Below are 25,607 nucleotides of genomic sequence, written 5' to 3' on the forward strand. Positions count from 1 at the left end.
ATGTAGCCACCAACGAATAGGTCGGGGAGATTTTCTCCGGCGTCGTTTGTATCGTGAAACGGGCCGCACATGAGTTCGCACATGCCGACGATGCAAGCAGGCGGGACAAGCAGCAACGGGGTTCGCGCAGTGCCAAAACAAATGGGGCGGCGGAAATGAAAATGGGATGGAATACCCGGTCTTTTCCGCCCTTTGTTTTTCCAAGGGGGCCACTATGATTCACAACATGGCGATGCGATGCGTGACTGCGTTGATTGCCCCATGGGTCGGTTCTCCTCTCTGGAACAGATCGACACGGTCCAGAGATTTCAACCCGCGCCTCGTCAACTGAGCGCGGGTTTTTTCTTGGGCGGCGCAAACGTAGGGTGGCCACCACACGGGCGTCAGGGGTATCACAGGCAATACCCTTCAGTTTTCCACCAGCCCGCCGTTGTGGTTAGGGTCGAGACACGTGTAGTCTCGCGACTCGCTTTCCCATTGCCGTCGCTGTTGCCGTTGTCGCCCAAGCCATCGCATTGCCCATGATCCAGTTCCTTCCGGCTCAGGCCGGAGCCTTTCCTGCAGATGTTGCGCCCAGCCCCGAGGCCGCGCAACGTCCGGTAGCGGTCACGGCCGGGGCGATGGCCGAAGGGCGTAACACCGATTTCGACGCGCTGTCTCGGCTGTCGTCCGACGCGGTATTGCTGACCGTGGATGGGCGCCTGGTGCAAGCCAACCCGGCCGCTGCCCGTCTGCTGGGCGCGCAGGATCCAGCGCAATTGGCAGGCCTGCAACTCGCCGGCCTGATTCATCCCGATGACGTTGCCCAGGTGGTGCCGCGCCTGGCGGGCATGGTGAGCAGCGGCGTGTCTGCCCAGCCCGTCGAGCACCGTCTCGTGCGTGCCGACTACACGCATGTTCTGGTTGCCAGCGAAGCCGCCGCGTGCGAGCACGAAGGCCAGCCCGCCGTCATGCTCGTGCTGCGTGAAGCCGTGTCGCGCCATGCGCTGGAGCGACACGCCGTGCAGGCCCGCGCCGAGGCGCTGTATGCGCGCCGCCTGCTCGCTTCGGAGAATGCCGTGCTTGCGCAACTTGCCTCCAACGCGACGCTGTCGACCGTGCTGCGCCACCTGTGCCTGTACGTCGAGCAGGTCTACCCGAATGCCATGTCGGCGCTGTTGTTGCTGGATGCAGGCTCGCAGACCCTGCGTGTGGCCGCCGCGCCCACGTTGCCTGCGGCCTATGCTGCCACGCTGGAAAACTCGCCTGTCGGCCCCGAGGCGGGCGCATGCGGTTGTGCCATGTACCTGGGCGACACCGTGTTCATCGACAGCATTGCGACCGACCCGCGCTGGCAGCGGGAGCGCACGGCAGCACTGGCGGCGGGCTTTGCTTCCGCCTGGGCGTTGCCGATCCGTTCATCGCGCGGGGACAAGCTTGGTGTGCTCGCGCTGTTCTATCGACAGCCGTGCATGCCCGTGGAAGAAGAACAGCATTTCCTTGACGACGTCACGCACCTGGCGGGCGTTGCCATTCAGAAAGACAACGTCGAACGTGGTCTGGCCGAAAGCGAAGAGCGCTACCGGCTGGCGATTTCGAACCTGCACGAAGGCGTCGTCATCATGTCGCCGGACGGTGTGGTGCAGGCCGCCAATGCCAGCGCCGAGCGCATCCTGCGGGTGCGTCCGGGCCAGCTTGTCGGCCGCAACCGGCTCGACCCGATTCAACGCGTCGTGGACGAGCACGGCAAGGAAGTCGGCTCGACCATGATGCCGTCCGGGCTGGTGCTGCGCACCGGCGAGCCCATCTTCGGCCGCGTCTACGGGCTATTGCTCAAGACCGGTGAACTGATGTGGGTGCGGCAGAACATCATTCCGATCCGTCGTCACGCCGAGCCCACACCCAGCAGCGTGATGCTGTCGTTTGCCGATATCACCGACATCAAGCGCGCCGAGCAGCGCCTGCGCCATCTGGCCGCGCACGACGCGCTCACGGGGCTGACCAACCGCAGCTTTTTCATCGCGCACCTGGAAAGCGCCATTGAGAGCGCGCGTGACGAGAGCCGCGAACTGGCGCTCTTCTTCCTCGACCTGGACCGCTTCAAGAGCGTGAACGACACCGCGGGCCATGCCTGCGGCGACACGCTGCTGCAAAGCGCAGCCGCGCGCCTGACCGATTGCATCGGCCCGGGCGACGTGATCGCCCGTCTGGGCGGCGACGAGTTCGTCATCCTCATCGACCAGCGTGTCGAGGGCAAGCGCATTGCGCTGCTGGCTGAACGTTTGCTTCAGGCCATGCGCGAGCCGTTCGATACCGTCAACGGGCGGTATTACCTGGGCGTGTCGATTGGCGTGGCGCTGTATCCGCACGACGGCATTTCGGGGTCCGACCTGCTGCGTTCGGCTGACGCCGCCATGTACCGGGCCAAGCAGAACGGCCGTAACCGTGCACAGTTCTACACGGCTGAACTGAACGCCCGCCTGCAACGTCGCTACATGCTGGAAAACGCGCTGCGCGACGCGCGCGAGAACAACGAACTGCAGCTCGTCTATCAGCCCAAGTACGACCTGGCCAGCCATCGCATCGTTGGCGCCGAGGCGCTGCTGCGCTGGAACAGCGCCAAGCTCGGAGCGATCTCGCCGGTGGAGTTCATCCCGGTGGCGGAAGAGACCGGGCTGATCGTACCGATTGGCGCATGGGTCCTGCGCCGTGCCTGCGAGCAGGCCGTGATCTGGTACGAAGCACTGGGCTACGACTTCCGCATGGCGGTCAACCTGTCGGCGCGCCAGTTCCAGGCCGGCGACGTGGTGCCGATGATCGAGCAGACGCTGGCCGACTCTGGCCTGCCGCCCACCGCGCTCGAAGTCGAAATTACCGAAAGCCTGCTGATGGGTGGTGCGGATGAAGTCCGCCCCATGTTCGATGCGCTCACCGCGCAGGGCATCCGGATCTCCATCGACGATTTCGGTACCGGCTATTCGTCGCTGTCGTATCTGCAGCGCTTCCCGATCAGCAACGTGAAGATCGACCGCTCGTTCATCACGGGCATTCCCGGCGACCCGGATTCCGTGGCGCTGACGGAGGCCATCGTCGCCATGGCCCGCGCCCTCGGCATGACGGTCACGGCCGAAGGCGTGGAAGACGCCGACCAGGTGGAATTCCTCGCCAAAGCGGGCTGCCAGGAAATCCAGGGTTACTACATCGGCAAGCCGGTCACGGCCGAAGGTTTCGACCGCTTGCTGCGGGCGCACCTGTCGGTGGTGGATGCCGGCGTGCGCGCCGCGCTGGGCTGACACTCCCGGCAGACTGCGCGGCTGACTGCGCCGTTCACACCGGCGTTTCTGCCGTTCGTCGCAATCCGCTCCCGCGTGCGGGGGCCGGCACCTAAGCTGGCGTCATTCCAACAGGGAGACCGCCATGCTCGAATCGATCGCCTCCATCGTCTCGCATACGCCCGCCTGGGTGTTCGTCGCGTTTGCCGTGCTGATTGCCATTGGGGTGCGTCAGATGCAGCCCCGCATCGTGTCGCGCCGCCGCCTGATCGTGCTGCCGCTCGTGGTGGCCGCGTATTCGCTTTACGGCGTGTCGATGGCAAGCCATGCCAGCCCGCTTGCGCTCACGATGTGGCTGGTCGCGGTTGTCGTGGCGTTCCTGGTGACGTATATGTCGCCGCCCAACGGCGCCGTCTCTGAAACGGCCCGCACTGTGCGTGTGCCGGGCAGCTGGGTGCCGATGGTCGTGATCGTGGGCCTGTTCGCCGCCCGCTATGCCTACAACGTGATGCTCGCGATGCACCCGGAAGTCTCGCACTCCGGCAGCTTCATGGCGCTGTTCAGCGCGCTGTTCGGCTTCCTGGGCGGCCTGCTGCTCTCGCGCTCGGTGCTGCTGCACGTGCGTACGCCGCGCCTGGCGGCGGCTTGAACCAGCAATCGGCGTTAACATCCGGCATGTTGCAATCTCCATTCAAGACGGGACGACATGCTGGAACTCGATGGCACCATCTGGCTACGCGCCGGTGAAGACAACTGGGGCGGGCGTGGCCGGATCGAACTGTTGGCTGCCATCGGGCAGACCGGCTCCATCACGGCAGGCGCCAAAGCCGTGGGCCTTTCCTACAAGGCCGCGTGGGACGCCATCGACACCATGAACAACCTGGCCGGCGAGCCGCTGGTGGTGCGCACCACGGGCGGCAAGGGCGGTGGCGGCAGCGTGCTGACGCCGCGTGCGCAACGGCTGATCGAGAGCTTTCGCGTGCTGGAAGCCGAGCACCGCCGCTTTGTCGAGCGCCTGGATGCGGCCGCGCAGGCCGCCAGTGAAGACGTCAACCTGCTGCGCCGCCTCATGTTGCGCACGAGCGCGCGCAATACGCTGTTCGGCACGGTCGAATCGGTCGCGCCGGGCGCCGTCAACGATGTGGTGACGCTGCGCCTGCCCGGCGGGCAGGCTGTCGCTGCCACCATCACCCAGGAGAGCACGCGCGTGCTGGGGCTGGCGCCGGGTGTGCAGGCCGTCGCGCTCATCAAGGCGCCTGCCGTGATGCTGATGCGCGGCGCCGGCGAGTGGCGGGTCTCGGCAGAAAACCAATTGCCGTGCGTGGTCACGGAAATCCGCGATGGCGCGGTGCAGGCCGAAGTGCGGCTGCGCCTGCTGGATGCGAGCGCCGCGTCGGCGGGGGAAACCGTGCTGGTGGCCATGCTCTCGCGCACGGCGGTTCAAACGCTGGCACTGGCCGCAGGCGTGGAAGCCGTCGCCGTGTTCGAGGCGTCGAGCGTGATCTTGGGATTGGCCTGACACCCTCATGACGCCGAAAACCCTGCTGATCGTCTACCACTCGATGACGGGCGGCGCGCGCCAGATGGCCGAGGCCGCGCAGGCGGGCGCCGCAGAAGAGGGCGGTGTGACTGTGCGCTTGCTGCACGCCGCGCAAGCCGGCCCCGACGATGTGCTTGCCGCAGACGGCTATCTCTTCGCGACACCCGAAAACCTCGCTGCCATCAGCGGCCAGCTCAAGGATTTCTTCGATCGCTGCTATTACCCTGCGCTCGACCGCATCAACGGTCGTCCATACGCGTGCCTGATCTGCGCGGGCAGCGATGGCCAGAATGCGGTGCGTCAGATTGAACGCATTGCCACCGGCTGGCGGCTCAAGCCCGTGGCCGAGCCGATCATCGTCTGCACGCATGCGCAGACGCCCGAGGCCATCCTGGCGCCAAAGCAGATTGGCGCAGAGGCTCTGGAGCGCTGCCGTGCCCTCGGGCAGGCCTTGGCAACGGGGCTCGCGTTGGGCGTGTTCTGACGCTAGCGGTTCACCACCGCCGTCAGATGTGGATACGGCGAGAGCGGCGGCGCATCGGGCGTCCGCACGGCATCGGCCACGACACGGCCGTCGCGCAGCTCGAATACGTGGTCCCCGAAGATCTCCACATCGGCCGGGTCGTGCGTGATCATCAGCATCGGCACCTGCAGCCGCGCTTGCAGGGCGGACAGCTCCGAGCGCATGCGCGTGCGCAACGCCGGGTCCAGCGCGGCAAAGGGCTCGTCGAGCAGCAGCATGGACGGCTCGGCGATGAGCGCGCGGGCCAGTGCCACACGCTGGCGCTGGCCGCCGGAAATCTGCGTCGGAAAATTGGCGGCGACGTTGCCCAGCTCAAACATGTCGATCCACTGCTGGACGCGCGGATCGTGGGTGCGGCGCGGCGGGTTGAACCACCCGCGCTTGAGCCCGAACGCGATGTTCTGCGCCACCGTCAGGTGGTTGAAGAGCGCGTAGTCCTGGAAGAGGTAACCGACGCGGCGTTCCTGCGCGCTGAGGTTGATGCCGTCGGCGTGGTCGAACAGCGTACGACCGTTGAGCATGATGCGGCCGCGCTCGGGCGTCATCAGGCCGGCAATGGCGCGCAGCGTGAGGCTCTTGCCGGCGCCTGAAGGGCCGTACAGCACCACGCGCCGGCTGTCCGAGCGCACGGCAATGTCGAGCGAGAACACCCGCGCCGCGCTGGTGAGCGTTTTCTGCACGACGAGGTCGATCATGCCGCCGCTCATGCCAGTTGCTCCTGCAGGCTCGGTGCGCGCCCTTGCAGCAGGCGGCTGGCCACGACCAGCACCACGATGCAGGTGACCGATGTGATCAGCACCAGCGTATTGGCCGTGGCGTCGTCGCCGGCCTGCACGGCTTCGTAGATGGCCACGGAGAGCGTCTGCGTGCGGCCGGGCAGGTTGCCGGCAATCATGAGGGTGGCACCAAATTCGCCCAGGGCACGTGCAAAGGCCAGCAGCACGCCGGCAGCAATGCCGCGCGCGGCCAGTGGCAGCGTGACGCGAAAGAACACGGCGGCCTCGGGCAGGCCCAGCACGCGCGCCGCGTTTTCCAATTGATGATCGACGCCTTCAAAGGCGGCGCGTGCCGACTTCATGACCAGCGGAAACGCCACCACGGTGGAGGCAATCACCGCGCCTTGCCAGGTAAAGACGAGCTGGATGCCCATGCTGTCGAGCCACCCGCCGATCGTGCCGCGCCGGCCCAGCAGCACCAGCAGGTAATAGCCGAGCACCGTCGGCGGCAGCACCAGGGGCAGCGTCAAGACCGAATCGATGACCTCGCGCAGGCGGCTGCGCGTGCGTGCGAGCGCGTAGGCCGCGCCCACGCCCAGCACGAGGTTGAGGACGGTCGCCCAGCCCGCCACCTTGAGTGAGAGCAGCAGAGGCGTCCAGATGGAAGCAGACATGCGGATACGTTGGGAAGCTGCCGTCGGCCGGCCGGGTCATGCCCGCGAACGGCGCGGTGCGTCGGGTGCCGGCGACAGATTGGGTGAGTTATCCGCAATATAGGGTTGGATATAACGCCAGGTCAATCCTGGCATGTTGCGCAGCACTGCGCGAAAGTCGCATGGGCGTAGGTCGCAGGCAGTCCACAGCAAAAAAACGCGGCCGAAGCCGCGCAGATCTCGCTTTCCAGAGAGAGGGGGCAATGCTTTCGTTACTGTTGCGCCACCGTTGCGGGCTGGGCCGCATTGGCCGCATTGGCCGCGGCGGCTGTGTTAGCCGGTGTAGCCGGTGCGGCTGACGGAAGATCCCCCCAGCCGCCGCCCAGCGCCTTGATGAGCCCCACGGTGGAGTTCATGCGGCTGCCGGCCAGCTGCACGCCGATGCGTTCGGCGGACAGCATGTTGCGCTCGGCATCGATCACGTCCAGGTAGTTGACCGACCCCGCGTTGTAGCGCGTACGCGAGAGTTGCGCGGCGCGCGTGGAAGCGCGCACGGCGTCGTCCTGTGCCTTGGCCTGATCGGCCAGCAGACGCAGTTCCGAGAGGTTGTCTTCCACCTCGCGGAAGGCGACGAGCACGCTTTCGCGGTAGTTGGCGACGTTCTCTTCATACGCGGCACGCGCCTGCTTCACGCCGGCGCTGCGAGCGCCACCGTCGAAGATCGGCAGCGACAGCGCGGTGCCGACCAGCGGGCCGAGAATCCACGTGCGGCTGCCCCACTTGAGAAGGTCGCCGATGTCGTGCGATTCGTAGCCGAAGCCGCCCGTGAGCTGCAGTTGCGGAAAGAACGCCGCGCGCGCCACGCCAATGCGTGCGTTGGCCGCAGCCATCGAACGTTCCGCCGCAGCCACATCGGGACGGCGCTCCAGCAGGGCGGAGGGCAGGCCCGCCGGTACGCGCACTTCGGCCGATTGCAGCGGGTCTGCGCCCATCGTGAAATCAGCTGGCGCCTTGCCCAGCAGCGTTGCCAATGCATGCTCCAGCACGGCACGACGGCGCTGCACGCCGATGCGATCCGAGCGTGCCGTCGCGAGCTCGGCATCAGCGCGGGCGACGTCCAGTTCGCCAATGTCGCCGGTGTTGAAGCGGCGCTGCACGAGCTTGAGCGCCTCTTCGCGGCCGACCAGCGTGCGGGACAGCAAGGCTTCTTCCGCATCCAGCGTGCGCAGGCTGAAGTACGTCTGCGCCACGTCGGCCTGCAATGACAGGCGGGCGGCGCGGTACAGCGCTTCGACACGCTCGGCATCGGCCCCGGCGGCATCGATGTTGTTGCGCACGCGGCCGAACAGGTCGACCTCATACGCTACGGTGGATTGCGCGCGCCAGTACGTCTGCGGCTGCACGGGCGCGCCGACCGGCAAACCGGCCGATGCCGCCGAAGCCCGCTGGCGCGTCGGGCCGAAGCCCGCATCCAGTTCCGGGAACAGCGATGCACGGTTGGCTTGCACGAAGGCGCGCGCCTGGTTCACGCGCGCGGCTGCGGCGGCCAGCGTGGGGCTGGCTTCAGCGGCCTGCGCTTCGAGCTTGTCGAGCGTCGGGTCGTTGAAGATCTTCCACCACGCGCCGTCGGCGGGCAGGGCAGGCTCGGCGGTCTTCCACTTGCCTTGCTCGCCTGCAGCCAACGGTGCGTCCGCGGTTTGTGCAGCTTCCTTGAAGGCGTTGGGTGTGCCAACGTCCGGCTTCTCGTAGGTCGGGGCGAGCGAGCAGGCCGCGAGGAACAGCGCGGCGGCCAGCGCCAGCGGGGTCCAGCGGCCCGACCGCATGGCCGGACCTGTTTGTTGTTGTGTCGACGCGTTCATAGCGATGTCTTGAAGAGTATTGACCTTAGTGCTGGGTCGACGGCACAGGCAGCGTGCCATCCAGGTCCAGATCACGATCGGGGGCGTCTTCCGAGCGCTGGCCGCGGCGTGCCGCCAGCGTGCGCAGCAGCACGTAGAACACCGGCGTGAGGAACAGGCCGAACAGCGTCACACCCAGCATCCCCGCGAACACGGCCACGCCCATGGCATGACGCATTTCCGCACCGGCGCCGGTCGATACCACCAGAGGCACCACGCCCATGATGAAAGCGATCGACGTCATCAGGATCGGGCGCAGACGCAGGCGGCAGGCCTCGATGGCGGCTTCGACGATGGTGCGTCCCTGCAGCTCCAGCTCCCGCGCAAACTCCACGATCAGGATGGCGTTCTTACACGCCAGCCCCACCAGCACCACCAGCCCGATCTGCGTAAAGATGTTGTTGTCTCCATGCGAGACCCACACGCCCAGCATGGCGGCAAACAGGCTCATCGGCACGATCAGGATCACGGCCAGCGGCAGCGTCAGGCTTTCGTACTGTGCGGCGAGCACCAGGAACACCAGCAGCACGCAGATCGGGAAGATCCACACGGCCGAGTTGCCGGCCAGGATCTGCTGATACGTCAGATCCGTCCACTCGAAGCGCACGCCCTTGGGCAGCGTTTCATGCGCAATGCGTTCCACTGCCGCTTGTGCCTGGCCCGACGAGAAGCCGGGGGCCGGGCCGCCGTTGATGTCGGCAGCGGTGTAGCCGTTGTAGCGCACGACCATGTCCGGCCCGAAGCCTTGCGACACGCGCAGCAGCGATGACAGCGGCACCATCTCGCCCGCGGTGTTGCGCGTCTTCAGCTGCAGGATGTCTTCTGCATGGGCGCGGAACGGCGCGTCTGCCTGCACCTTCACCTGATACGTGCGGCCGAAGCGGTTGAAGTCGTTCACGTACAGCGAGCCCAGATACACCTGCATGGTGTCGAACACGTCCGTGACGGGCACGCCAAGCTGCTTGGCTTTCACGCGGTCCAGGTCGGCGTTCAGCTGCGGCACGTTGATCTGGTAGCTCGAGAACGACGGGCCCAGCTCAGGCGTCTGGCGTGCCTTCGCCATGAAGGCCTGCGTGGCGGCAAAGAGCTGTTCGTAGCCGACCGAACCCCGGTCTTCGATCTGCATCTTGAAGCCACCCACCGTACCCAGGCCCTGCACCGGCGGCGGCGGGAAGACCGCAATGAAGGCATCCTTGATCGCACCGTACTGCTGGTTCAGCTGCCCGGCGATGGCACCGCCCGACAGGTTGGCACCCTTGCGCTGATCAAACGGCTTGAGCGTGACGAACACAATGCCGGCGCTCGGGCTGTTGGTGAAGCCGTTGATCGACAGGCCCGGGAACGCCACAGCGCTTTCCACGCCCGGGTGCTTGAGGGCGATATCCGACATGCGGCGGATCACGTCTTCCGTGCGGTCCAGCGAGGCACCGTCCGGCAGTTGCGCGAAGCTCACCAGGTACTGCTTGTCCTGCATCGGCACGAAGCCACCCGGCACCTTGTTGAACAGCAGCGCGGTCGCACCGATCAGCGCCAGGTAGATGCCCAGCATGACCGCCTTACGGCCGATCACGCGCGACGTGCTGCGGCCATACGATTCCGATGCGGCGCCAAACACGCGGTTGAACGGGCGGAAGATCCAGCCCAGGCCCTTGTCCATTGCACGCGCGAGCCAATCCTTCGGTGCGTCATGGCTCTTGAGCAGCAGGGCGGCCAGCGCCGGCGACAGCGTGAGCGAGTTGAAGGCCGAGATGACGGTCGAGATCGAGATCGTCAGCGCGAACTGCTTGTAGAACTGACCGGTCAGGCCCGTCATGAAGGCCAGCGGCACGAACACGGCAATCAGCGTCAGGGCAATGGCGATGATCGGGCCGCTCACCTCGCGCATGGCCTTGTACGTCGCCTCGCGTGGCGATAACCCTTCGGCGATGTTCCGCTCGACGTTTTCCACCACCACGATGGCATCGTCCACCACGATCCCGATCGCCAGCACCAGCCCGAACAGCGAGAGCGCGTTGATCGAGAAGCCGAACATCAGCATCAGGCCAAACGTACCGATGATCGACACCGGCACCGCCAACAGCGGAATGATCGACGCACGCCACGTCTGCAGGAACAGGATCACCACGAGCACCACAAGCGCCACCGCTTCCAGCAGCGTGTGCGTGACGGCTTCGATGCTCGAGCGGACGAACTGCGTCGGGTCATAGACGATGCGGTAGTCCACGCCTTCGGGAAAGTCTTCCTTCAGCTCGGCCATCGTCTTGCGCACGTCATCCGAAATCTGCAGCGCGTTGGAACCCGGCGCCTGGAAGATCGGAATGGCCACCGCCTGCTTGTTGTCGAGCAGCGAGCGCAGGCCGTATTCCGACGCAGCCAGTTCGATGCGGGCCACGTCACGCAGGTACGTGACGGCGCCATCGGGCGAACTCTTCAGGATGATGTCGCCGAATTCCTGTTCGGTCTTCAGGCGCCCCTGCGCGTTGACGGACAGTTGCAGGTCCGTGCCCGGCACCGACGGCGAACCGCCGATCACACCGGCTGCCACCTGCACGTTCTGGTCGCGGATGGCCTTGACCACTTCGTTGGCCGTCAGGCCGCGTTCGGCGACCTTGTTCGGGTCGAGCCACACGCGCATCGAGTAGTCACCCGAGCCGAACAGCTGCACCTGGCCCACGCCGCTGATCCGCGCAAGGCGGTCCTTGACGTTCAACACGGCGTAGTTGCGCAGGTACGTCATGTCGTAGCGGTCGTTGGGCGACAGCAAGTGCACCACCATCGTCAGGTCGGGGCTGCTCTTGATGGTCGTCACACCCAGGCGCTGCACCACGTCGGGCAGGCGCGGCAGTGCCTGCGACACGCGGTTCTGAACGAGCTGCTGCGCCTTGTCCGGGTCGGTGCCCAGCTTGAAGGTGACCGTCGTGGTCATGTTGCCGTCGCTGTTGGCCTGCGACTGCATGTAGAGCATGTTCTCGACGCCGTTGATCTGTTCTTCGAGCGGCGAGGCGACGGTCTCGGCAATCACCTTCGGGTTGGCGCCCGGGAACTGCGCGCGCACCACCACCGAAGGCGGCACGACCTCGGGATACTCCGAGATCGGCAATCGCCAGATCGAGATGATCCCGATCAGCAGGATCAGCGTGGATAACACGCCCGCAAAGATCGGGCGGTCCACGAAAAATTTAGAGAAGTTCATGGCTGTGAGCGATGAGGTTCAGTCGCAATCCGGCGCGCTCAGGCGCGGTCGGCCGGAAGGCGTTGGGCGTTGGCTGTAGTCTTGGCGTTCGCGGGCTTGGTTTCGGCCTTGGCGGCGGGCGCAGCGGATGTGTCGGCTTTCGCCTCGGCGGGTGCGGCCGGGGCTTCCGGCTGTGCGCCCGGCAACACCACGCGCTTGGTGACGAGGCTATCCATGGTCACCGTGTTGGGTGCCACGGCGTCGCCCGGGCGCACGCGCTGGATGCCATTCACGACGATGCGCTCGCCGGCCTTCAGACCCGACTTCACCACGCGCAGGCCGTCAACCGAGGCGCCCAGTACCACCGGGCGATAGCTCGTCTTGTTGGCGGCATCCACCACCAGGACGAACTTCTTGTCCTGGTCCGTACCGATGGCCTTGTCGCTGATGAGGATGGCGTCGTGCGGCGCGCCGGTGCTCATGCGCACGCGGGCGTAGAGGCCTGGCGTGAGGCGGCCGTCCGCGTTGTCGAGCGTGGCGCGCACGCGGATCGTGCCCGAGCGCACGTCCAGCCGGTTGTCGACGGACTGGATCACGCCCTCGCGCGTGTAGCCGTCTTCATTGGCCAGCCCGATGTAGACCGGCGTCTTCGCGCCCTGGGCGGCCTTGGCGGAGTAGCGCAGGTAGCTTTGTTCATCCGCATCGAACGCCACGTACATCGGCGAGACCGATACCAGCGTCGTCAATACCGGGGCAGCGCCACCGGCGGAGACGACGTTGCCGACCGTAATCTCAGCGCGCGACACGCGGCCCGCGACGGGCGCAACGATGTGCGTGTACTCCAGGTTCAGCTTGGCGGCTTCCAGCGCGGCGGCGGCGCCTTGCAGGTTGGCCTGTGCCTCGCGTGCGGCGTTTTCCTTCTCTTCGAACTCGCGGCGCGCGATGGCGTTGTCGGCCACCAGCTTTTGCGCACGGTCCAGCTCCGAGGTGGTGTAGGCCACGCGGGATTTGGCGGCGGTCAGCGCGGCTTGCGTGCGTGCGACTTCGGCGGCGTAGGGGCGCGGGTCGATGGTGAACAGCGCGTCGCCCTTCTTGACGATGCTGCCGTCCTTGAAGTGGACGGCGGTGACGGTGCCGCTCACCAGCGGGCGGACTTCCACGCGTTGAACGGCTTCGATGCGGCCGGAAAACTCATCCCATTCGGCCACGTTCTTGGCCAGGACCGGCGCCACATCCACCGGCGTGGCAGCGGGGGCGGCTGCCGGCTGCTGCGATGCGCCGGCACTGGAGATCAGACCGTAGGTGCCAACGGCTGCAACGCCGAGCACGGCGGCAACCGAAATGGCGAGTGTGCGTTTGGACAGGCTCATGATGACTCTCTCGATTTTGTTGGGTAAGCAAAGAGAAAAAGACTGGATAAAAGCGCTTGGGCCGCAGCGTAGAAATACGCGGGCGGCCTCGCACTCCGTTTCTTGTTGTATGGGTTCAGCCAGGCGTCTCCCCGGTCGGGTCAATGGAGGTGCGGTCCTTTCGGTCCGCACGGGGACGGCGTTTGCGCGGGACGGCCGCCTGGCGCGTCATGCCAAGGTGCCAGCGCAGGAAGCACGTCATCTCGTCTTGCGCGACCGCGCTCATCGCGATCGAGTCATGGCAGGCCTCGTTCACGCGCACGACCTGCGTGACGACGCCCGCTTCAATGAGGCACGCTGCATAGCGCTCTGCTTCGGTGCGCAGCAGGTCTTGCGGCGCAGTGAGCAGCAGGGCGGGGGGCAGGCCCTGCAGACGGCGCGATTCCACCGGCGCGGCATAGGGGTGCACGCGCTCGGTCGGGCGGGGCAGGTACTGGCGATAGCAATCGGCACAGACTTCAGCAGAGTTGTCTGCGTTGGCCAGGTGGTCGGGGCGCACGCGTGCCATGGTTGGATCGAGCATCGGCGCGATCAGGACCTGTGCACGCAGGTGCGGGCCGCCGCGGTCGCGCGCAATCATCGACAGCGCGGCCGACAGGTTGCCGCCGGCGTCATGTCCGGCCACGGCAATGCGGCGACGATCAATACCCCATGCGCCAGCATGGTCCGCCATGCAGCACAGCGCGGCGTATACATCTTCCGGGGCGGCCGGAAAAGGCGCTGCGGGCGCCAGCGAATAGCCGACCGTCACCACCACCGCCGGCAATGTGGCCGCCAGGTGGCGCGCCGGCGCATCTGCGTCGTTAATCGAGCCGCGCACGAAACCGCCGCCATGCAGGTACAGCACGCCAGGGCGGCGCAGCGGTGCGGCGGCATCGTCGGTGTCCATTTCTGGGCGGAACACACGCAGGCGGATCCGGCCCGCGTAGCCCTGCGTCCAATAGTCTTCGGCCGTGACCTCGCGCGGCAACGGCGCCACGCCGGCCGTTTCCTTGCACGCAGAAGCTTGCTCAGGCAGCGTCGATGCTGCGTCGCGCAAATTGTTATTCAGTGCAACATTTGTGGGAGCGGGCGTTGCGTACGGTCGCGCTGGGCGAACAGCGGCCGATGCCGCATCGCTGGGCGGCGAGCGATCCGAAACAACGAGGCGCGGTGGAGAAGAACCCATGATGTCAGGCAGGGCTTACCTTTGCGGATCACCCGGATATCGATGGGCTGAATGATGGTGATTAGACGAACGCGGATAAATGCCTATAATTAGACATCACTATTAGTTGCAGCCGAACAATCAGAATTTACGGTTGTGCTACAAAGTGTCCATGCTCAAGGCCGATCTTGTTGCACTGCGAAAACCCGTAGTCGCAGCTTTCCTGATCGCGCCTGATGCTCAGAACGCGTGCGTGTTCTGGAGCATGAGCAGACCCCTTGATTCCACAAGTCCGGCGCATTGCCCGTTTTGATTCGGGCAGTGCGCCCGCCCCGTGGAGTCCGTCCCTAAGGAGCCGCAGATGGATCGCTTGCAGGCCATGCAGGTTTTCACGCGCGTTGTGGAAGCCAGCAGCTTCACCAAGGCTGCCGACAGCCTTCAGTTACCCCGCGCCACGGTGACGAACCTGGTGCAAAGCCTTGAGGCGCATCTCGGCGTGCGCCTGTTGCACCGGACCACGCGCCGCGTGAATGTCACCGCCGATGGCGCTGCGTATTACGAGCGCTGCGTGCGTCTGCTCGGCGATCTTGAAGAGACGGAGGCTGCGTTCTCGCAAAGCTCGTCGGGCGCACGCGGCACCTTGCGCATCGACGTGCCTGCGTCGATTGGCAAACGGTTGCTTGTGCCGCGCATTCGCGATTTTCACGAGGCGTACCCCGATCTTCAGTTGGAGATCGGCATGAGCGACCGCACCGTCGACCTCGTGCAGGAAGGCGTGGATTGCGCGGTGCGCGGCGGCGAATTGCAGGACTCCAGCCTCGTCGCGCGGCGCATCGGCCAATTGTCGATGGTCAATTGCGCGTCACCGGAATACCTTGCCCGCTGCGGCACGCCCAAGACGTTGGAAGACCTGCAGGACCACACGGCGGTGAATTACTTCTCAGCGCGCAACGGCCGCCGCATGGATTGGGATTTCGTGATCGACGGGCAGAAGCAGATCCATAAGGTCCGCAGCATGGTGTCCGTCAACGATGCCGAATCGGCAGTGGCGTGCGGGCTGCATGGCCTCGGGCTGCTGCAGACTTCGCGCTTCCTGGTGTACGAGCATTTGATGTCGGGCGCGCTGGTGGAAGTGCTGCCGGACTATATTTCCGAGCCGGTGCCCGTATCGGTGGTGTATCCGCACAACCGGCACCTGTCGCCCAAGGTGCGGGTGTTTGTGGACTGGGTGGCGACGCTGTTTGCCGACCATCCGTGCCTGCAGCTCAAGGAAAATCCGCGACTGCACATTGTTAGCGCCGCCTGAACAGTTATTTCCGCAAAGTCGCATTTATCAGACGGGAGCAACGATCTATTCTGCCTTCCAAGCGCAACAACGAGCGCAAACGAACAAGGAATCGATCATGAACTCCCGCCTCTTCTCCGCCTTCTCCCGTCGCGCTGTCCTGGCCATGGTGGCCACCGTGTCGGCTTCCGCCACGCTGCTGTCGCAGCCCGCAACGGCGTCCATCCAGCCCAACTTTGACGCTCCGGCCGCAACGCAGGCTGGTCGCTTTGATCCGTACACGCAAGGCGCTGACCGTCAGGCCGACACGTATGGCTACCTGTCGTGGAAGAGCGATCGTTTTGACCCGTACAGCCAAGGCGCGGATCGCCAGGCTGATACGTATGGCTACCTGTCGTGGAATGGCGATGCGAGCTATCCGAACGGTGGCGCTGCATCGCGCGCATAAACCGCGCAGCGACTGAATTTATCCTCCTCCCTGTTTGCGGCGTGACTTCAGCGGTCACGCCGCATTTTTATTGTTCGGGCGGTCGGCAGACCCTTTGGCGCTAACGTGCCAAGGCACCCATGTTGGGTTGGGAGTATCGTGGCAGGCATGCAGACCGTCGTGCTCACGTTCGATTCCGGCCTCACGCCGCTTCTTCCGATTGCGTTGCGTGGGCATCCCGTTGTGCGCGCGTGGGCAGAGGGCGCCACGCTCAAGCACGCCATCGAGGCGCTTGGGGTGCCACATACTGAGATTGGCCAGGTGCTGGTGGATGGCCGGGCCATGGCGCTGGAGGCGTTGTTGCCGGCCCGGGGCCACGTGGCCGTTTCAGCTGTGGAGCCCTTCTTGCCGGCGGCGCCGCTGCACTTCCTGTGCGACGCGCACCTGGGCGCCACGGCGCGCCTGCTGCGCATGGCCGGTTTCGATACCGCCTACGACAACAACTACGCCGACGCGGCCATCGAAGCGCTCGCCCACGAGGAAGACTGGATCGTGCTGTCGCGTGACCGTGAGCTTCTCAAGCGGCGCGGCATCCGGCGTGGCGCGTTCATCCGTGCGCGCGAGCCGCAGGCACAGATGCGTGAAATCGTCACACGCCTGCGGCTCGCTGATGTGGCGAAGCCGTTTTCGCGCTGTCTCGAGTGCAATGTGCTGCTGCGGATGCTGAGCCCGGAAGAGGCTTCCGCCAGCGTGCCGCCCCGCGTGCGTGAGCGCCAGCGGCTCTTTAGCACCTGTGATGTCTGCCGCCGCGTCTATTGGCCCGGTTCGCACTGGGCGCGCATGAATGCCGTGCTGGCCGACATGCTGTGGCCCGAGGCCGGCGCATCGGCTGACTCAGCGGAAACCGCCGAGCGCATGCCGCGCACTGGCAGCGCAGGCGCCTGACTACTGGGGCGACGCGTTGCGCAAATCGGCGACGAAGCGTTCGCGCCAGATGGTGAGATTGGCCGCACGCAGCCTATCCATCATGTGGGCGTAGCGCGCCTTGCGTTCTTCCAGCGGCATCGTCAACGCACGGTTCAGCGCCTCGGCCATGCCGCGCGTGTCATACGGGTTGACGATCAGTGCGGCATCCAGCTCGCGCGCCGCGCCGGCAAAGCGCGACAGCACGAGCACCCCCGGGTCTTCCGGGTCTTGCGCGGCCACGTATTCCTTGGCGACGAGGTTCATGCCGTCACGCAGGGGCGTGACATAACCGATCTGCGAGCTGCGGAAAAGCGCCATCAGCACGCGCCGTTCGTACTGCTTGTTGATGTAGCGGATGGGTGTCCAGTCCAGCTCCGAATGCTTGCCGTTGATGCGGCCTGACTCGGCTTCCAGTCGCTGCCGGATCTGCTGATAGCTCTGCACGTCCTGGCGCGAGGTCGGCGCAATCTGGATGAACGTCACATGCCTGCGGTGGTCCGGAAAATCATCCAGCAACTGCTCGAACGCGCGGAAGCGTTCCGGCAAGCCCTTCGAATAATCCAGCCGGTCCACGCTCATGATGAGCTTCGTGGGCTGCTGACCTTGGCCTTGCCCCTGAGGTGCAATCCTCTCGCCGCGCACACTCGCATGCCGTGCGAACGGATTGCGCCGTGCCAACGACGCCTTCGCCTGCTGCGCGATCTCGTCCGGATGCACGCCGATCGGGTAGACCTCGGCGCGCAGCGTGTGGCCATAGGCGTGCACGGGGCCGTTCTGTTCCTTTTGTTCGATGTAGCCGCGCGCCTCGCGCTCGATGTAGTCGTAGAAGGCGACACGATCGGTCTCGGTCTGGAAACCGACCAGATCGTACGCACACAGCGCGCGCATCAGGTCTTCATGCGGCGGAATCGTCGTCAGGATTTCCGGCGACGGAAACGGAATGTGCAGGAAGAACCCGATGCGGTTGGTGAGCCCCAGCGCGCGGCACTCCGCGGCAAAGGGGATCAGGTGATAGTCGTGTACCCAGAGGATGTCGTCGGGCTGCACCAGCGCCTTGAGCTGATGTGCAAACTGCGCATTGACGCGCCGGTAGCCGTGGTATTCCTGGCGCTCGTAGCGCGACAGATCCACGCGGTAGTGGAAGATCGGCCACAGCGTTGCGTTGGCAAAACCGCGGTAGTACTGGTCGTAGTCCTTGCGGTTCAGGCCGACGGTGGCATAGGTGATGTTGCCCTTGGTGACGATGTTCGGCTCGTGCGACACGGTGGTCGCGGTTTCGCCGCTCCAGCCAAACCAGATGCCGCCGGTTTCGCGCAGCGCGTCGAACACGCCAACGGCCAGGCCCCCCGCCGTCCCCTGGCCTTCGGCAACGGGCGCGACGCGGTTGGAAACCACAATGAGTCGGCTCATGTGGCACCTCGCTCGGACGGGGCCGTGAGCGTTGCCAGCCAGGCCCGCAATGCCGCCGCATCTGGCACGCGCCAACGCGCCTGGCTCGGGCCTGCGCCGACCTTGATCGACCAGCCGTCCAGCGCATTGACGGCATCGAACGCGCTTTCATCGGTCAGGTCGTCGCCGGCAAACAGCACGGTGCGGCCCATGAAAGGCGGCTCGGTCATCAGTGTGTGGACCACATCGCCCTTGCTGGCGCCACGCGGTTTGAGTTCGACGACCATCTTTCCCGCCTGCAGGCGCACGTGGTCGGCATAGCTGCGCGCGAGACGGTCGGCCAACGTCAGCACGGCGTTTTCGGCTTCAGGTGCGTGGCGGTAGTGCAGGGCAAACGCAATGCCCTTGCTCTCCAGCACCACGCCGGAGAACTGCGTCGACAACTGCGTGAGTTCTGCGCGCAACTCGCGCTCCAGTTGCGCGAGTGCATCTGCGTCAGCGTTCAGGCGGACGAAGCCGCCGTCTGCATAGCGGCGTTCGGCGCCGTGCACACCGGCGATGACGAGGCCGGGCAGAGACAGGCGCGACTCCACGTCATGCACCGTGCGCCCGCTGATGATCGCCAACGCGCCCCCGCTGGCGGCATGCAGCGCGGCCAGTGTTTCGCGCAGCGGCGCAGAAACATGCACCGCTTCGGGTTGCGGCGCGATATCGACGAGGGTGCCGTCAAAGTCGAGCAGGAAGGCCGTTCGGCCCAGGTCGAGCGAGGGCAGGGGCGCCGCGTTGGCAGAAGACTGGGGAGAGACGTTCTTGGACAAACCGGTTCTGGTGAATGTGCGTGATGCGCCTGTTCACGCAAGAACCGGGCCGACCGCGCCCGCCGTTGTCATTTCGGCATTCGCGGCGGGCGGGAGAGGGTGGCGAGATTGTAAAAATGGGCACGTGATGCAAAACCTTCACATCCCACGTGCCCAAGGCGTCACAGCGATGCCGCCAGACGCGTTCCCTGGTCGATCGCGCGTTTGGCGTCCAGTTCGAGCGCCTCGTCCGCACCACCGATGACGTGCACCTTTGCGCCGCCCGCCTGCAGCGGCGCAACGAGTTCGCGCAATGGCTCTTGCCCGGCGCACAGCACGATGGAGTCAACCGGCAGCCATTCGGCGGCCTCGCGTTTTTCGCCGTAGCTCACGAGCAGGCCTTCGTCGCCGATGCGCTCGTAGTTCACGCCACCCACCATGCGCACGCCCAGATTCTTGAGGCTGGTCCGATGAATCCAGCCCGTGGTCTTGCCGAGACCGCCGCCGAGTTTGCCGGCACGCCGCTGCAGCAGGACGATGTCGCGCGCGGGTGTTTGCGGTTCGGGGCGGATGCCATCCACACCGCCACGCACTTCGGTCGGATCACCCACGCCCCATTCGGCGCGCCACGTCTGCAGATCGAGCGTGGGCGAGTGGCCATCAAGCGCGAGGAATTCCGCTACGTCAAAGCCGATGCCGCCTGCACCGACAATCGCGACGCGCTTGCCCACCGGCTTGCGATGGCGCAGCACATCGATGTACGACAGCACGCTCGGATGGTCCTGCCCCGGAATCTTCGGGTTGCGCGGCGATACGCCCGTCGCGATGATGATCTCGTCGTACTTGGCCGCAAGAAGCTGCGGCGCATCCACGCGTGTACCGAGGCGCAGCGTCACGCCCGTTGCTTCGACGCGGCGCGTGAAGTAACGCAGCATCTCGTGAAACTCTTCCTTGCCCGGGATCGTCTTTGCCATGTTCAACTGGCCGCCGAGTTCCGGTGCTGCGTCGAACAGGTCGACGGCGTGCCCACGTTCGGCCAATGTGATGGCTGCCGACAGGCCGGCAGGCCCTGCGCCGACCACCGCAAACCGCCGCTTGGCCGGCGTGGGGCGAATGACGAGTTCGGTCTCATGACATGCGCGCGGGTTGACGAGGCAGCTCGCAATCTTGGCCTTGAAAGCGTGGTCCAGACACGCCTGGTTGCAGGCGATGCAGGTGTTGATGTCCTGCGCGCGGTTCGTGGCGGCCTTGCGTACGAAGTCGGCATCGGCCAGCAGCGGCCGGGCCATCGAAACCATGTCGGCGCACCCGTCGGCCAGCACGGCCTCCGCCACCTCGGGCGTGTTGATGCGGTTGGACGTCACCAGCGGAATGCCGACCTCGCCCTTCATCTTCTTCGTGACCCACGCAAACGCCGCACGCGGCACGCTCGTCGCAATGGTCGGGATGCGCGCCTCGTGCCAGCCGATGCCCGTGTTGATGATGGTGGCACCCGCGCGCTCCACGGCCTTGCCAAGCTGCACGACTTCTTCCCACGAGCTGCCGTCGGGAATCAGGTCGATCATCGACAGGCGATAGATGATGATGAAATCCTTGCCGACCGCCTCGCGCGTGCGCTGGACGATTTCCACGGGCAGGCGCATGCGGTTGGCATAGCTGCCGCCCCAGTCGTCCGTGCGCTTATTGGTGTGGGTGACGAGGAACTGGTTGATGAAGTAGCCCTCGGAACCCATGATCTCGACGCCGTCGTAGCCGGCTTCGCGGGCCAACTGGGCGCAATGCACGAAGGCGCGAATCTGCCGCTCGATACCGCGCACCGACAACTCGCGCGGCGTGAACGGGCTGATGGGTGAGCGCAGCGCCGTGGGCGCAACGGCGAACGGGTGATAGCCATAGCGGCCGGTGTGCAGGATCTGCAGGGCGATCTTGCCGCCTTCTTCATGCACGGCGTTGGTGACCGTGCGGTGGCGGCGCGCAGCGCCATGTGTGGCGAGGCGCCCGGCAAAGGGCTTGGTCCAACCCGCAATATTCGGTGCGAATCCGCCGGTGACCATCAGGCCGACATCGCCGCGAGCGCGCTCGGCAAAGTAGGCGGCCAGCCGGTCGAAGTGGTTGCCATCTTCCAGCCCAGTGTGCATCGAGCCCATCAACACGCGGTTCTTGAGCGTGGTGAAGCCAAGGTCGAGCGGTTGGAGCAGGTGGGGGTAAGGCGAGGAGGGCGTGGAGGAGGACATGTCCGGCGCAGGGCAGCGGCGCTGCGATGAGGTGGAAACGCGCCGGACGGTAGCACCCAAGCGCCCGTTGGAACAACAGGGCGGGGTTCTAGATGTGTGGGCTGCGCGTCAGGATTTTCCCGACTTATTCGTGTCGTCTTCGACTGGCTTGCCGAGCAGCGCCTTCAGCAGTTTGTTCTGGGGAATCGCCTTGCCGGTGCCCTGGCCGGGCTTGCCGGTGCGCTGGCTGTCGCGCTTGAGATTGTTGGCGATCTTGAGGCCCTTGAGTTTTTCGAGGTCGGTTTTCTTCACGATGAGGTCCGCAATGGGATACATGAACTGCGTGTTACGCTCGGCAGGATACGCGAATTGCCCCACCCCCGGTTCGCCCACGCCTTGTCTTTCTGCATTTCCGCTGCCGCAGTGACTGCATTCACGCCGCCCGCCACGCCTGTTCCAGATCTGTTCCAGCCCAGCCTGCAAGACTGGGCCGAGCAGCCTGTCCAAGCCTTTGAGCACTGGCTGGCCGCACGCGGCTATCGTGAATCGTCGGCGACGGTGTATCGCGCGATGTGGCGCAAATGGCTGCGCTGGGCCGAGTCGCACCAACGCGCATTGGCCGACTGGAGCGCGGGCGACATCGCCGCCTTTCTCGACGAATCGGGCCTGACCAAGCTGCATCGTTACCGCTACGCGCGCTTGATCGAACGCGTCTTCCATCAGATCGAACAACAACGCACGGGCACGCACAACCCTGCAAGTTCCGCAGTACAGCAGAAGCTTGCGGAGGGCGAGAACGATCCGACCACGTTCCTTTCGTTGGCCGAACGCGCGGCAATCGAGGCGTCACTGGAGGTGGGTGCGCAGGCCGGCGAGGCTGCGGCCAACGCCAGCGCGTTCAAGCTGGCGCGCGACCGCGCACTTGTCGCCGTGTGCCATGGCGCGGGGCTGAAGGTCGCGCAGGTGCAATCGTTGCTGCTGCGCCAAGTGGATGAGTCGCTGGAGACGATCACCGTCGAGCGCTCGCGCGGCCCGTCGTACCAAGCGCCCGTGCTTGAGGCCGCGCGTCCTGCACTGGCCGCGTGGCTAGCGGTTCGCGCACACGCAGAGGTGCCGGGCGAGCGCGTATTCGTTGCCGATGCCGGCGGACGTGTTATGCACGCAGCGTCGGTCTATCGGCGCGTTGAGGCTTGGCTTGCGGCGTTGCCGGCGTTGCTGCACCGCAGCGAACGGCTGTCGCCACAGACGCTGCGCAACGGCTACACCGCCGCACTGTTCGACGCTGGCGCGGACCCTGCTGAGGTGGGGTACGCGCTGGGCCTGCGCGATGCGACCTCGGCATGGCGGTTGCGCGCAGCCTATGCTGAGTGGCAGGCCGCTGCTCATCCGGACCGACAGGCGTAGGCCGATTTTTGTACAACGCAGGCTGTAAACCGCCCGCAAGCGGAGAGCAGGCTTTGCTATGATCGCGCTGTTTTACGCGCTGCGAAGCGGGTCGGCGTAGCGCAAAACGACGATGCCGAGGTCAAACCGGCACGCTAGCTCTCTCCTTCCTCGATACCTCGCACCCCATGACAGAAACGATTCTGCTGACCGGCGCTACCGGCTACATCGCCTCGCACACCTGGGTTGAACTTCTGGATGCGGGCTACCAGGTGATCGGTCTCGACAACCTCTGCAACAGCAGCTCGACCGTGCTCTCGCGCATCGAGCAGATCACGGCCAAGACGCCAAAGTTCGTGCAAGGCGACGTGCGTGACCGCCGCCTGCTCGACGACCTCTTTGCCAGCTCGCGCATCTCTGCGGTCATCCATTTTGCGGCGCTCAAGTCGGTTGGCGAATCGGTGCAGAAGCCGCTGGCCTATTACGACAACAACATGGGCGGGCTGGTGACGCTGTGTGCGGCCATGGCGCATGCGAATGTGCGTCAGCTGGTGTTCAGCTCGTCGGCAACGGTGTATGGCAATCCGCATACCGTGCCGATCACCGAGTCGTTCCCGCTTTCGGCCACCAACCCGTACGGCCAGACCAAGGTGATGGGCGAGCAGGTGCTGCGCGACCTGGAGATTTCCAATGCCGCGTGGCAGATCGCTTACCTGCGTTATTTCAATCCGGTAGGCGCGCATCACAGCGGCCTGATCGGCGAAGACCCACGCGGCATCCCCAACAATCTGATGCCGTATGTGGCACAGGTAGCGGTGGGCAAGCGCGAGAAGCTTTCCATTTACGGCGGCGACTGGCCCACGCCCGACGGCACCGGCGTGCGCGACTACATCCACGTGGTCGACCTTGCGCGCGGGCACCTGTCGGCGCTCGACACGCTGCGCCGCGATGGCCGCGGCTTTACCGTCAACCTCGGCACGGGCCGCGGGTATTCGGTTCTGGAAGTGGTGGAGGCCTACAAGCGCGCCAGCGGCAAGCCGGTACCGTATCAGATCGTGGATCGCCGCCCCGGCGATATTGCCGCCTGCTATGCCGATCCGGCGCTGGCTGCGTCGCTGCTGGGGTGGCGCGCGCAATACGGCATCGAGCGCATGTGTGAGGATTCGTGGCGTTGGCAAAGCATGAATCCGGACGGCTTTCAAACCCGTGGTTGATGCATTGAACTACTCGAACCCACAGGAGACGCCCCTTCGTGGATAAGGCGTTGATCGCCCACCTGGTCAATATGCTGGCGCAGGCGTTGTTGCCTGCGTTGCTGCCGTTTGTCGTGGCCTGCGGCGCGGGCAGTCTGCTGCTGCGTCTGCTTGATGACTTGCGCAGTGCGACGGCCCCGCGCACGCGCGTGCCACTGGTGATGACAGCGTTGTTCTCGGCGGTCGGGCTGTGGGCAGTGCCGCTGCTGCCGCTGCTTGTGCATTGGCCGCTGCACGAAGGCCCCGCGGTGCTTGTGATGACGCTCGCGTCGTTCTGCTGGAGCCTGGCTGTGGCGGCGCTGTGGTGCGTGCTGGGCGGCCGTGCGGGCCTGATGCGCGCCCTGTTGCTCGGCGTGTTGCTGAGCGTAAGCGGCCCCGTGGCGGTGTTGCTGCTGGCCGGCGTGACCAGCTTCAGCGCCACCGCCTGGGAAGACGCCGGGCTGCTCGGCATCGTCATGGTGCTGTCGGCGGTGGCGTGTGCGGCGGCGCTGCAGCTTGCCCTCTCGGCGCGGTCGGGGGCGACCGGGGTTGCGGTACGCCGCCCGGGCGTGAGTCTGTTTGTCAGCGTGCTGTTTGGCGTTGCGTTGACGGCGGATGCGGTGTACACGGCGTCGCTCGCAGGCTCGTTTTCGACGCTTTCCGACATGCCCGGCAATGCGCCGGCAGGGTTGCGGTTGCTGCTCGTGGTGGGTGCGGCTGCAACAGTGCTCGCTGCTTTGCTGCTGGGCTATCGGGATCGTGCAACAGGCGACACAGCGGCCGCCGTTGCCACACGCGAAATCCGTCTGCGCAAGGAAACCGTGCAGGCGCTCAACGACCTGGAGCAGAGCTACCGCCGCCGCGAGGCCGAACTCGTTGCCCGCCATCAACTGCTGCTCGACGGCGCAGATGTCGGCCTGTGGGAGTTCGATCTGGTCACCCGCGCTGCGCAGTTCTCCGCGCGCTTTGCCGCCATGCTGGGCTACACGCTCAAGGAGATCGGTCCAAGCACGAGCGAGTATCTCCGTCTGGTGTACCCGGATGATCTGCCCATGGTGCTGAATCGCATCCAGGCGCATGTTGACGGCACTACGCCGGCGTACGTGGCGGAATTCCGCATGCGGCACAAGGACGGCAGCTATCGCCAGATTGCTGCGCACGGCGTGGCAGTGCGCGACGCCGGTGGCAATGCCGTGCGCATGGCAGGGTCGCATATCGAGGTGGCTGCAAAAGCAGCCTCGGCAGGGGTTGCCGGCTCAGCCGCTTCGATCGTTGCCGAGGCACCGGAAACGCTGCGTCGCCATGGCTTGTGGGAATCGTGGACGCCTGCCGACCATCCCGCCGCAGAAGCTGTCGCACCGCAGACAGAATCGACATCACCGCCTGGGCCCACTACGACGTCCACAGGCGGCGCGCTTCCCAGCATCAATCCCGACGCCTTGCGTTGAGGCGTCTTTCTCTGTGTCCCCTTTCCTCCGCGGTGACTTGGCACTTGGGTAGATGTCCTACTCAAGTTTTTCGTATAGGTGTTCGATAGCTCAAGCAGAGCGTGTGTAATCGCGCCAGGGGAGCGCCGCGATCGGTAACTGTGCCTAGCGGACAAAAA

At 65.5% G+C, this 25,607-nt stretch carries 20 protein-coding genes; 10 read left to right on the plus strand and 10 right to left on the minus strand.

Going from position 1 to position 25,607, the window contains the following annotated elements; all coding sequences use genetic code 11:
* Positions 1–521: 521 nt before the first annotated feature.
* The 4 genes from RP6297_RS20675 (at position 522) to RP6297_RS20690 (ending at position 5,275) form a co-directional block, all read left to right on the plus strand.
* Positions 522–3,272, plus strand: a complete 2,751-nt coding sequence (locus RP6297_RS20675; protein ID WP_009240615.1) for a sensor domain-containing protein — start codon at positions 522–524, stop codon at positions 3,270–3,272.
* A 124-nt stretch (positions 3,273–3,396) separates the two neighbouring features.
* Positions 3,397–3,900: a DUF6622 family protein gene (locus tag RP6297_RS20680; protein WP_009240616.1), complete on the plus strand. Its 504-nt coding sequence runs from the start codon at positions 3,397–3,399 to the stop codon at positions 3,898–3,900.
* Positions 3,901–3,957: 57 nt separating this feature from the next.
* A complete protein-coding gene (locus tag RP6297_RS20685) occupies positions 3,958–4,770 on the plus strand; it encodes a TOBE domain-containing protein (protein WP_009240617.1) in 813 nt (270 codons plus the stop codon).
* Positions 4,771–4,777: 7 nt separating this feature from the next.
* Positions 4,778–5,275, plus strand: coding sequence for a flavodoxin family protein (locus RP6297_RS20690; protein WP_009240618.1), 498 nt, complete (start codon positions 4,778–4,780; stop codon positions 5,273–5,275).
* Between the two features lie 2 nt (positions 5,276–5,277).
* Here the strand turns inward: RP6297_RS20690 and RP6297_RS20695 are convergent, their stop codons facing one another.
* The 6 genes from RP6297_RS20695 to RP6297_RS20720 form a co-directional block, all read right to left on the minus strand.
* Positions 5,278–6,021 carry a sulfate/molybdate ABC transporter ATP-binding protein gene (locus RP6297_RS20695; protein WP_009240619.1) on the minus strand — a complete coding sequence of 248 codons (744 nt, stop codon included), beginning with the start codon at positions 6,019–6,021 and terminating at the stop codon, positions 5,278–5,280.
* On the minus strand, positions 6,018–6,704 hold the full coding sequence (gene modB, locus RP6297_RS20700) for a molybdate ABC transporter permease subunit (RefSeq protein WP_004627431.1): 687 nt from the start codon (positions 6,702–6,704) through the stop codon (positions 6,018–6,020). Before modB ends, RP6297_RS20695 begins: the two co-directional genes overlap by 4 nt.
* Before the next feature lie 251 nt (positions 6,705–6,955).
* Positions 6,956–8,506, minus strand: coding sequence for an efflux transporter outer membrane subunit (locus RP6297_RS20705; protein WP_009240620.1), 1,551 nt, complete (start codon positions 8,504–8,506; stop codon positions 6,956–6,958).
* A 61-nt stretch (positions 8,507–8,567) separates the two neighbouring features.
* A complete protein-coding gene (locus tag RP6297_RS20710; RefSeq protein ID WP_009240621.1) occupies positions 8,568–11,774 on the minus strand; it encodes an efflux RND transporter permease subunit in 3,207 nt (1,068 codons plus the stop codon).
* Between the two features lie 38 nt (positions 11,775–11,812).
* A complete protein-coding gene (locus RP6297_RS20715) occupies positions 11,813–13,123 on the minus strand; it encodes an efflux RND transporter periplasmic adaptor subunit (RefSeq protein WP_009240622.1) in 1,311 nt (436 codons plus the stop codon).
* A 115-nt stretch (positions 13,124–13,238) separates the two neighbouring features.
* A complete protein-coding gene (locus tag RP6297_RS20720) occupies positions 13,239–14,330 on the minus strand; it encodes an alpha/beta hydrolase (RefSeq protein ID WP_037028584.1) in 1,092 nt (363 codons plus the stop codon).
* Between the two features lie 340 nt (positions 14,331–14,670).
* Between RP6297_RS20720 and RP6297_RS20725 the strand changes: the two genes are divergently transcribed.
* The 3 genes from RP6297_RS20725 (at position 14,671) to RP6297_RS20735 (ending at position 16,966) form a co-directional block, all read left to right on the plus strand.
* A complete protein-coding gene (locus RP6297_RS20725) occupies positions 14,671–15,615 on the plus strand; it encodes a LysR family transcriptional regulator (protein WP_009240624.1) in 945 nt (314 codons plus the stop codon).
* A gap of 97 nt (positions 15,616–15,712) precedes the next feature.
* Positions 15,713–16,042 (plus strand): hypothetical protein, encoded by a 330-nt coding sequence (locus tag RP6297_RS20730; protein WP_009240625.1) that lies wholly within the window; start codon positions 15,713–15,715, stop codon positions 16,040–16,042.
* Positions 16,043–16,189: 147 nt separating this feature from the next.
* A complete protein-coding gene (locus RP6297_RS20735) occupies positions 16,190–16,966 on the plus strand; it encodes a Mut7-C RNAse domain-containing protein (RefSeq protein WP_009240626.1) in 777 nt (258 codons plus the stop codon).
* On the opposite strand, the gene otsA is transcribed toward RP6297_RS20735, so the two are convergent.
* The 4 genes from otsA to RP6297_RS20755 all read right to left on the minus strand — a co-directional run bounded on the left by otsA (position 16,967) and on the right by RP6297_RS20755 (position 21,722).
* Positions 16,967–18,397: an alpha,alpha-trehalose-phosphate synthase (UDP-forming) gene (gene otsA, locus RP6297_RS20740; RefSeq protein ID WP_009240627.1), complete on the minus strand. Its 1,431-nt coding sequence runs from the start codon at positions 18,395–18,397 to the stop codon at positions 16,967–16,969.
* Positions 18,394–19,194, minus strand: coding sequence for a trehalose-phosphatase (gene otsB, locus RP6297_RS20745; protein WP_009240628.1), 801 nt, complete (start codon positions 19,192–19,194; stop codon positions 18,394–18,396). Before otsB ends, otsA begins: the two co-directional genes overlap by 4 nt.
* A 161-nt stretch (positions 19,195–19,355) precedes the next feature.
* Entirely contained in the window at positions 19,356–21,407 is a 2,052-nt protein-coding gene (locus tag RP6297_RS20750; protein WP_009240629.1) for an NADPH-dependent 2,4-dienoyl-CoA reductase, read from the minus strand.
* Between the two features lie 108 nt (positions 21,408–21,515).
* Entirely contained in the window at positions 21,516–21,722 is a 207-nt protein-coding gene (locus tag RP6297_RS20755) for a hypothetical protein (RefSeq protein WP_009240630.1), read from the minus strand.
* Positions 21,723–21,809: 87 nt separating this feature from the next.
* On the opposite strand from RP6297_RS20755, the gene RP6297_RS20760 reads away from it, so the two are divergent.
* From RP6297_RS20760 to RP6297_RS20770, 3 genes are all read left to right on the plus strand, one after another.
* Positions 21,810–22,790: a tyrosine-type recombinase/integrase gene (locus RP6297_RS20760; protein WP_009276951.1), complete on the plus strand. Its 981-nt coding sequence runs from the start codon at positions 21,810–21,812 to the stop codon at positions 22,788–22,790.
* A gap of 167 nt (positions 22,791–22,957) precedes the next feature.
* A complete protein-coding gene (gene galE / locus RP6297_RS20765; protein ID WP_009240632.1) occupies positions 22,958–23,983 on the plus strand; it encodes a UDP-glucose 4-epimerase GalE in 1,026 nt (341 codons plus the stop codon).
* A gap of 38 nt (positions 23,984–24,021) precedes the next feature.
* Positions 24,022–25,449 (plus strand): PAS domain-containing protein, encoded by a 1,428-nt coding sequence (locus tag RP6297_RS20770; protein ID WP_009240633.1) that lies wholly within the window; start codon positions 24,022–24,024, stop codon positions 25,447–25,449.
* The last annotated feature ends 158 nt before the right edge of the window (positions 25,450–25,607 follow it).

The organism is Ralstonia pickettii, from assembly GCF_016466415.2.
Taxonomy (GTDB): domain Bacteria; phylum Pseudomonadota; class Gammaproteobacteria; order Burkholderiales; family Burkholderiaceae; genus Ralstonia; species Ralstonia pickettii.

Bases quoted from the DNA above. Each gene is read 5' to 3' on its own strand.
- RP6297_RS20675 (WP_009240615.1), top strand. From the start codon at position 522: ATGATCCAGTTCCTTCCGGCTCAGGCCGGAGCCTTTCCTGCAGATGTT.
- RP6297_RS20680 (WP_009240616.1), top strand. From the start codon at position 3,397: ATGCTCGAATCGATCGCCTCCATCGTCTCGCATACGCCCGCCTGGGTG.
- RP6297_RS20685 (WP_009240617.1), top strand. From the start codon at position 3,958: ATGCTGGAACTCGATGGCACCATCTGGCTACGCGCCGGTGAAGACAAC.
- RP6297_RS20690 (WP_009240618.1), top strand. From the start codon at position 4,778: ATGACGCCGAAAACCCTGCTGATCGTCTACCACTCGATGACGGGCGGC.
- RP6297_RS20695 (WP_009240619.1), bottom strand. From the start codon at position 6,021: ATGAGCGGCGGCATGATCGACCTCGTCGTGCAGAAAACGCTCACCAGC.
- modB (WP_004627431.1), bottom strand. From the start codon at position 6,704: ATGTCTGCTTCCATCTGGACGCCTCTGCTGCTCTCACTCAAGGTGGCG.
- RP6297_RS20705 (WP_009240620.1), bottom strand. From the start codon at position 8,506: ATGCGGTCGGGCCGCTGGACCCCGCTGGCGCTGGCCGCCGCGCTGTTC.
- RP6297_RS20710 (WP_009240621.1), bottom strand. From the start codon at position 11,774: ATGAACTTCTCTAAATTTTTCGTGGACCGCCCGATCTTTGCGGGCGTG.
- RP6297_RS20715 (WP_009240622.1), bottom strand. From the start codon at position 13,123: ATGAGCCTGTCCAAACGCACACTCGCCATTTCGGTTGCCGCCGTGCTC.
- RP6297_RS20720 (WP_037028584.1), bottom strand. From the start codon at position 14,330: ATGGGTTCTTCTCCACCGCGCCTCGTTGTTTCGGATCGCTCGCCGCCC.
- RP6297_RS20725 (WP_009240624.1), top strand. From the start codon at position 14,671: ATGGATCGCTTGCAGGCCATGCAGGTTTTCACGCGCGTTGTGGAAGCC.
- RP6297_RS20730 (WP_009240625.1), top strand. From the start codon at position 15,713: ATGAACTCCCGCCTCTTCTCCGCCTTCTCCCGTCGCGCTGTCCTGGCC.
- RP6297_RS20735 (WP_009240626.1), top strand. From the start codon at position 16,190: ATGCAGACCGTCGTGCTCACGTTCGATTCCGGCCTCACGCCGCTTCTT.
- otsA (WP_009240627.1), bottom strand. From the start codon at position 18,397: ATGAGCCGACTCATTGTGGTTTCCAACCGCGTCGCGCCCGTTGCCGAA.
- RP6297_RS20750 (WP_009240629.1), bottom strand. From the start codon at position 21,407: ATGTCCTCCTCCACGCCCTCCTCGCCTTACCCCCACCTGCTCCAACCG.
- RP6297_RS20755 (WP_009240630.1), bottom strand. From the start codon at position 21,722: ATGTATCCCATTGCGGACCTCATCGTGAAGAAAACCGACCTCGAAAAA.
- galE (WP_009240632.1), top strand. From the start codon at position 22,958: ATGACAGAAACGATTCTGCTGACCGGCGCTACCGGCTACATCGCCTCG.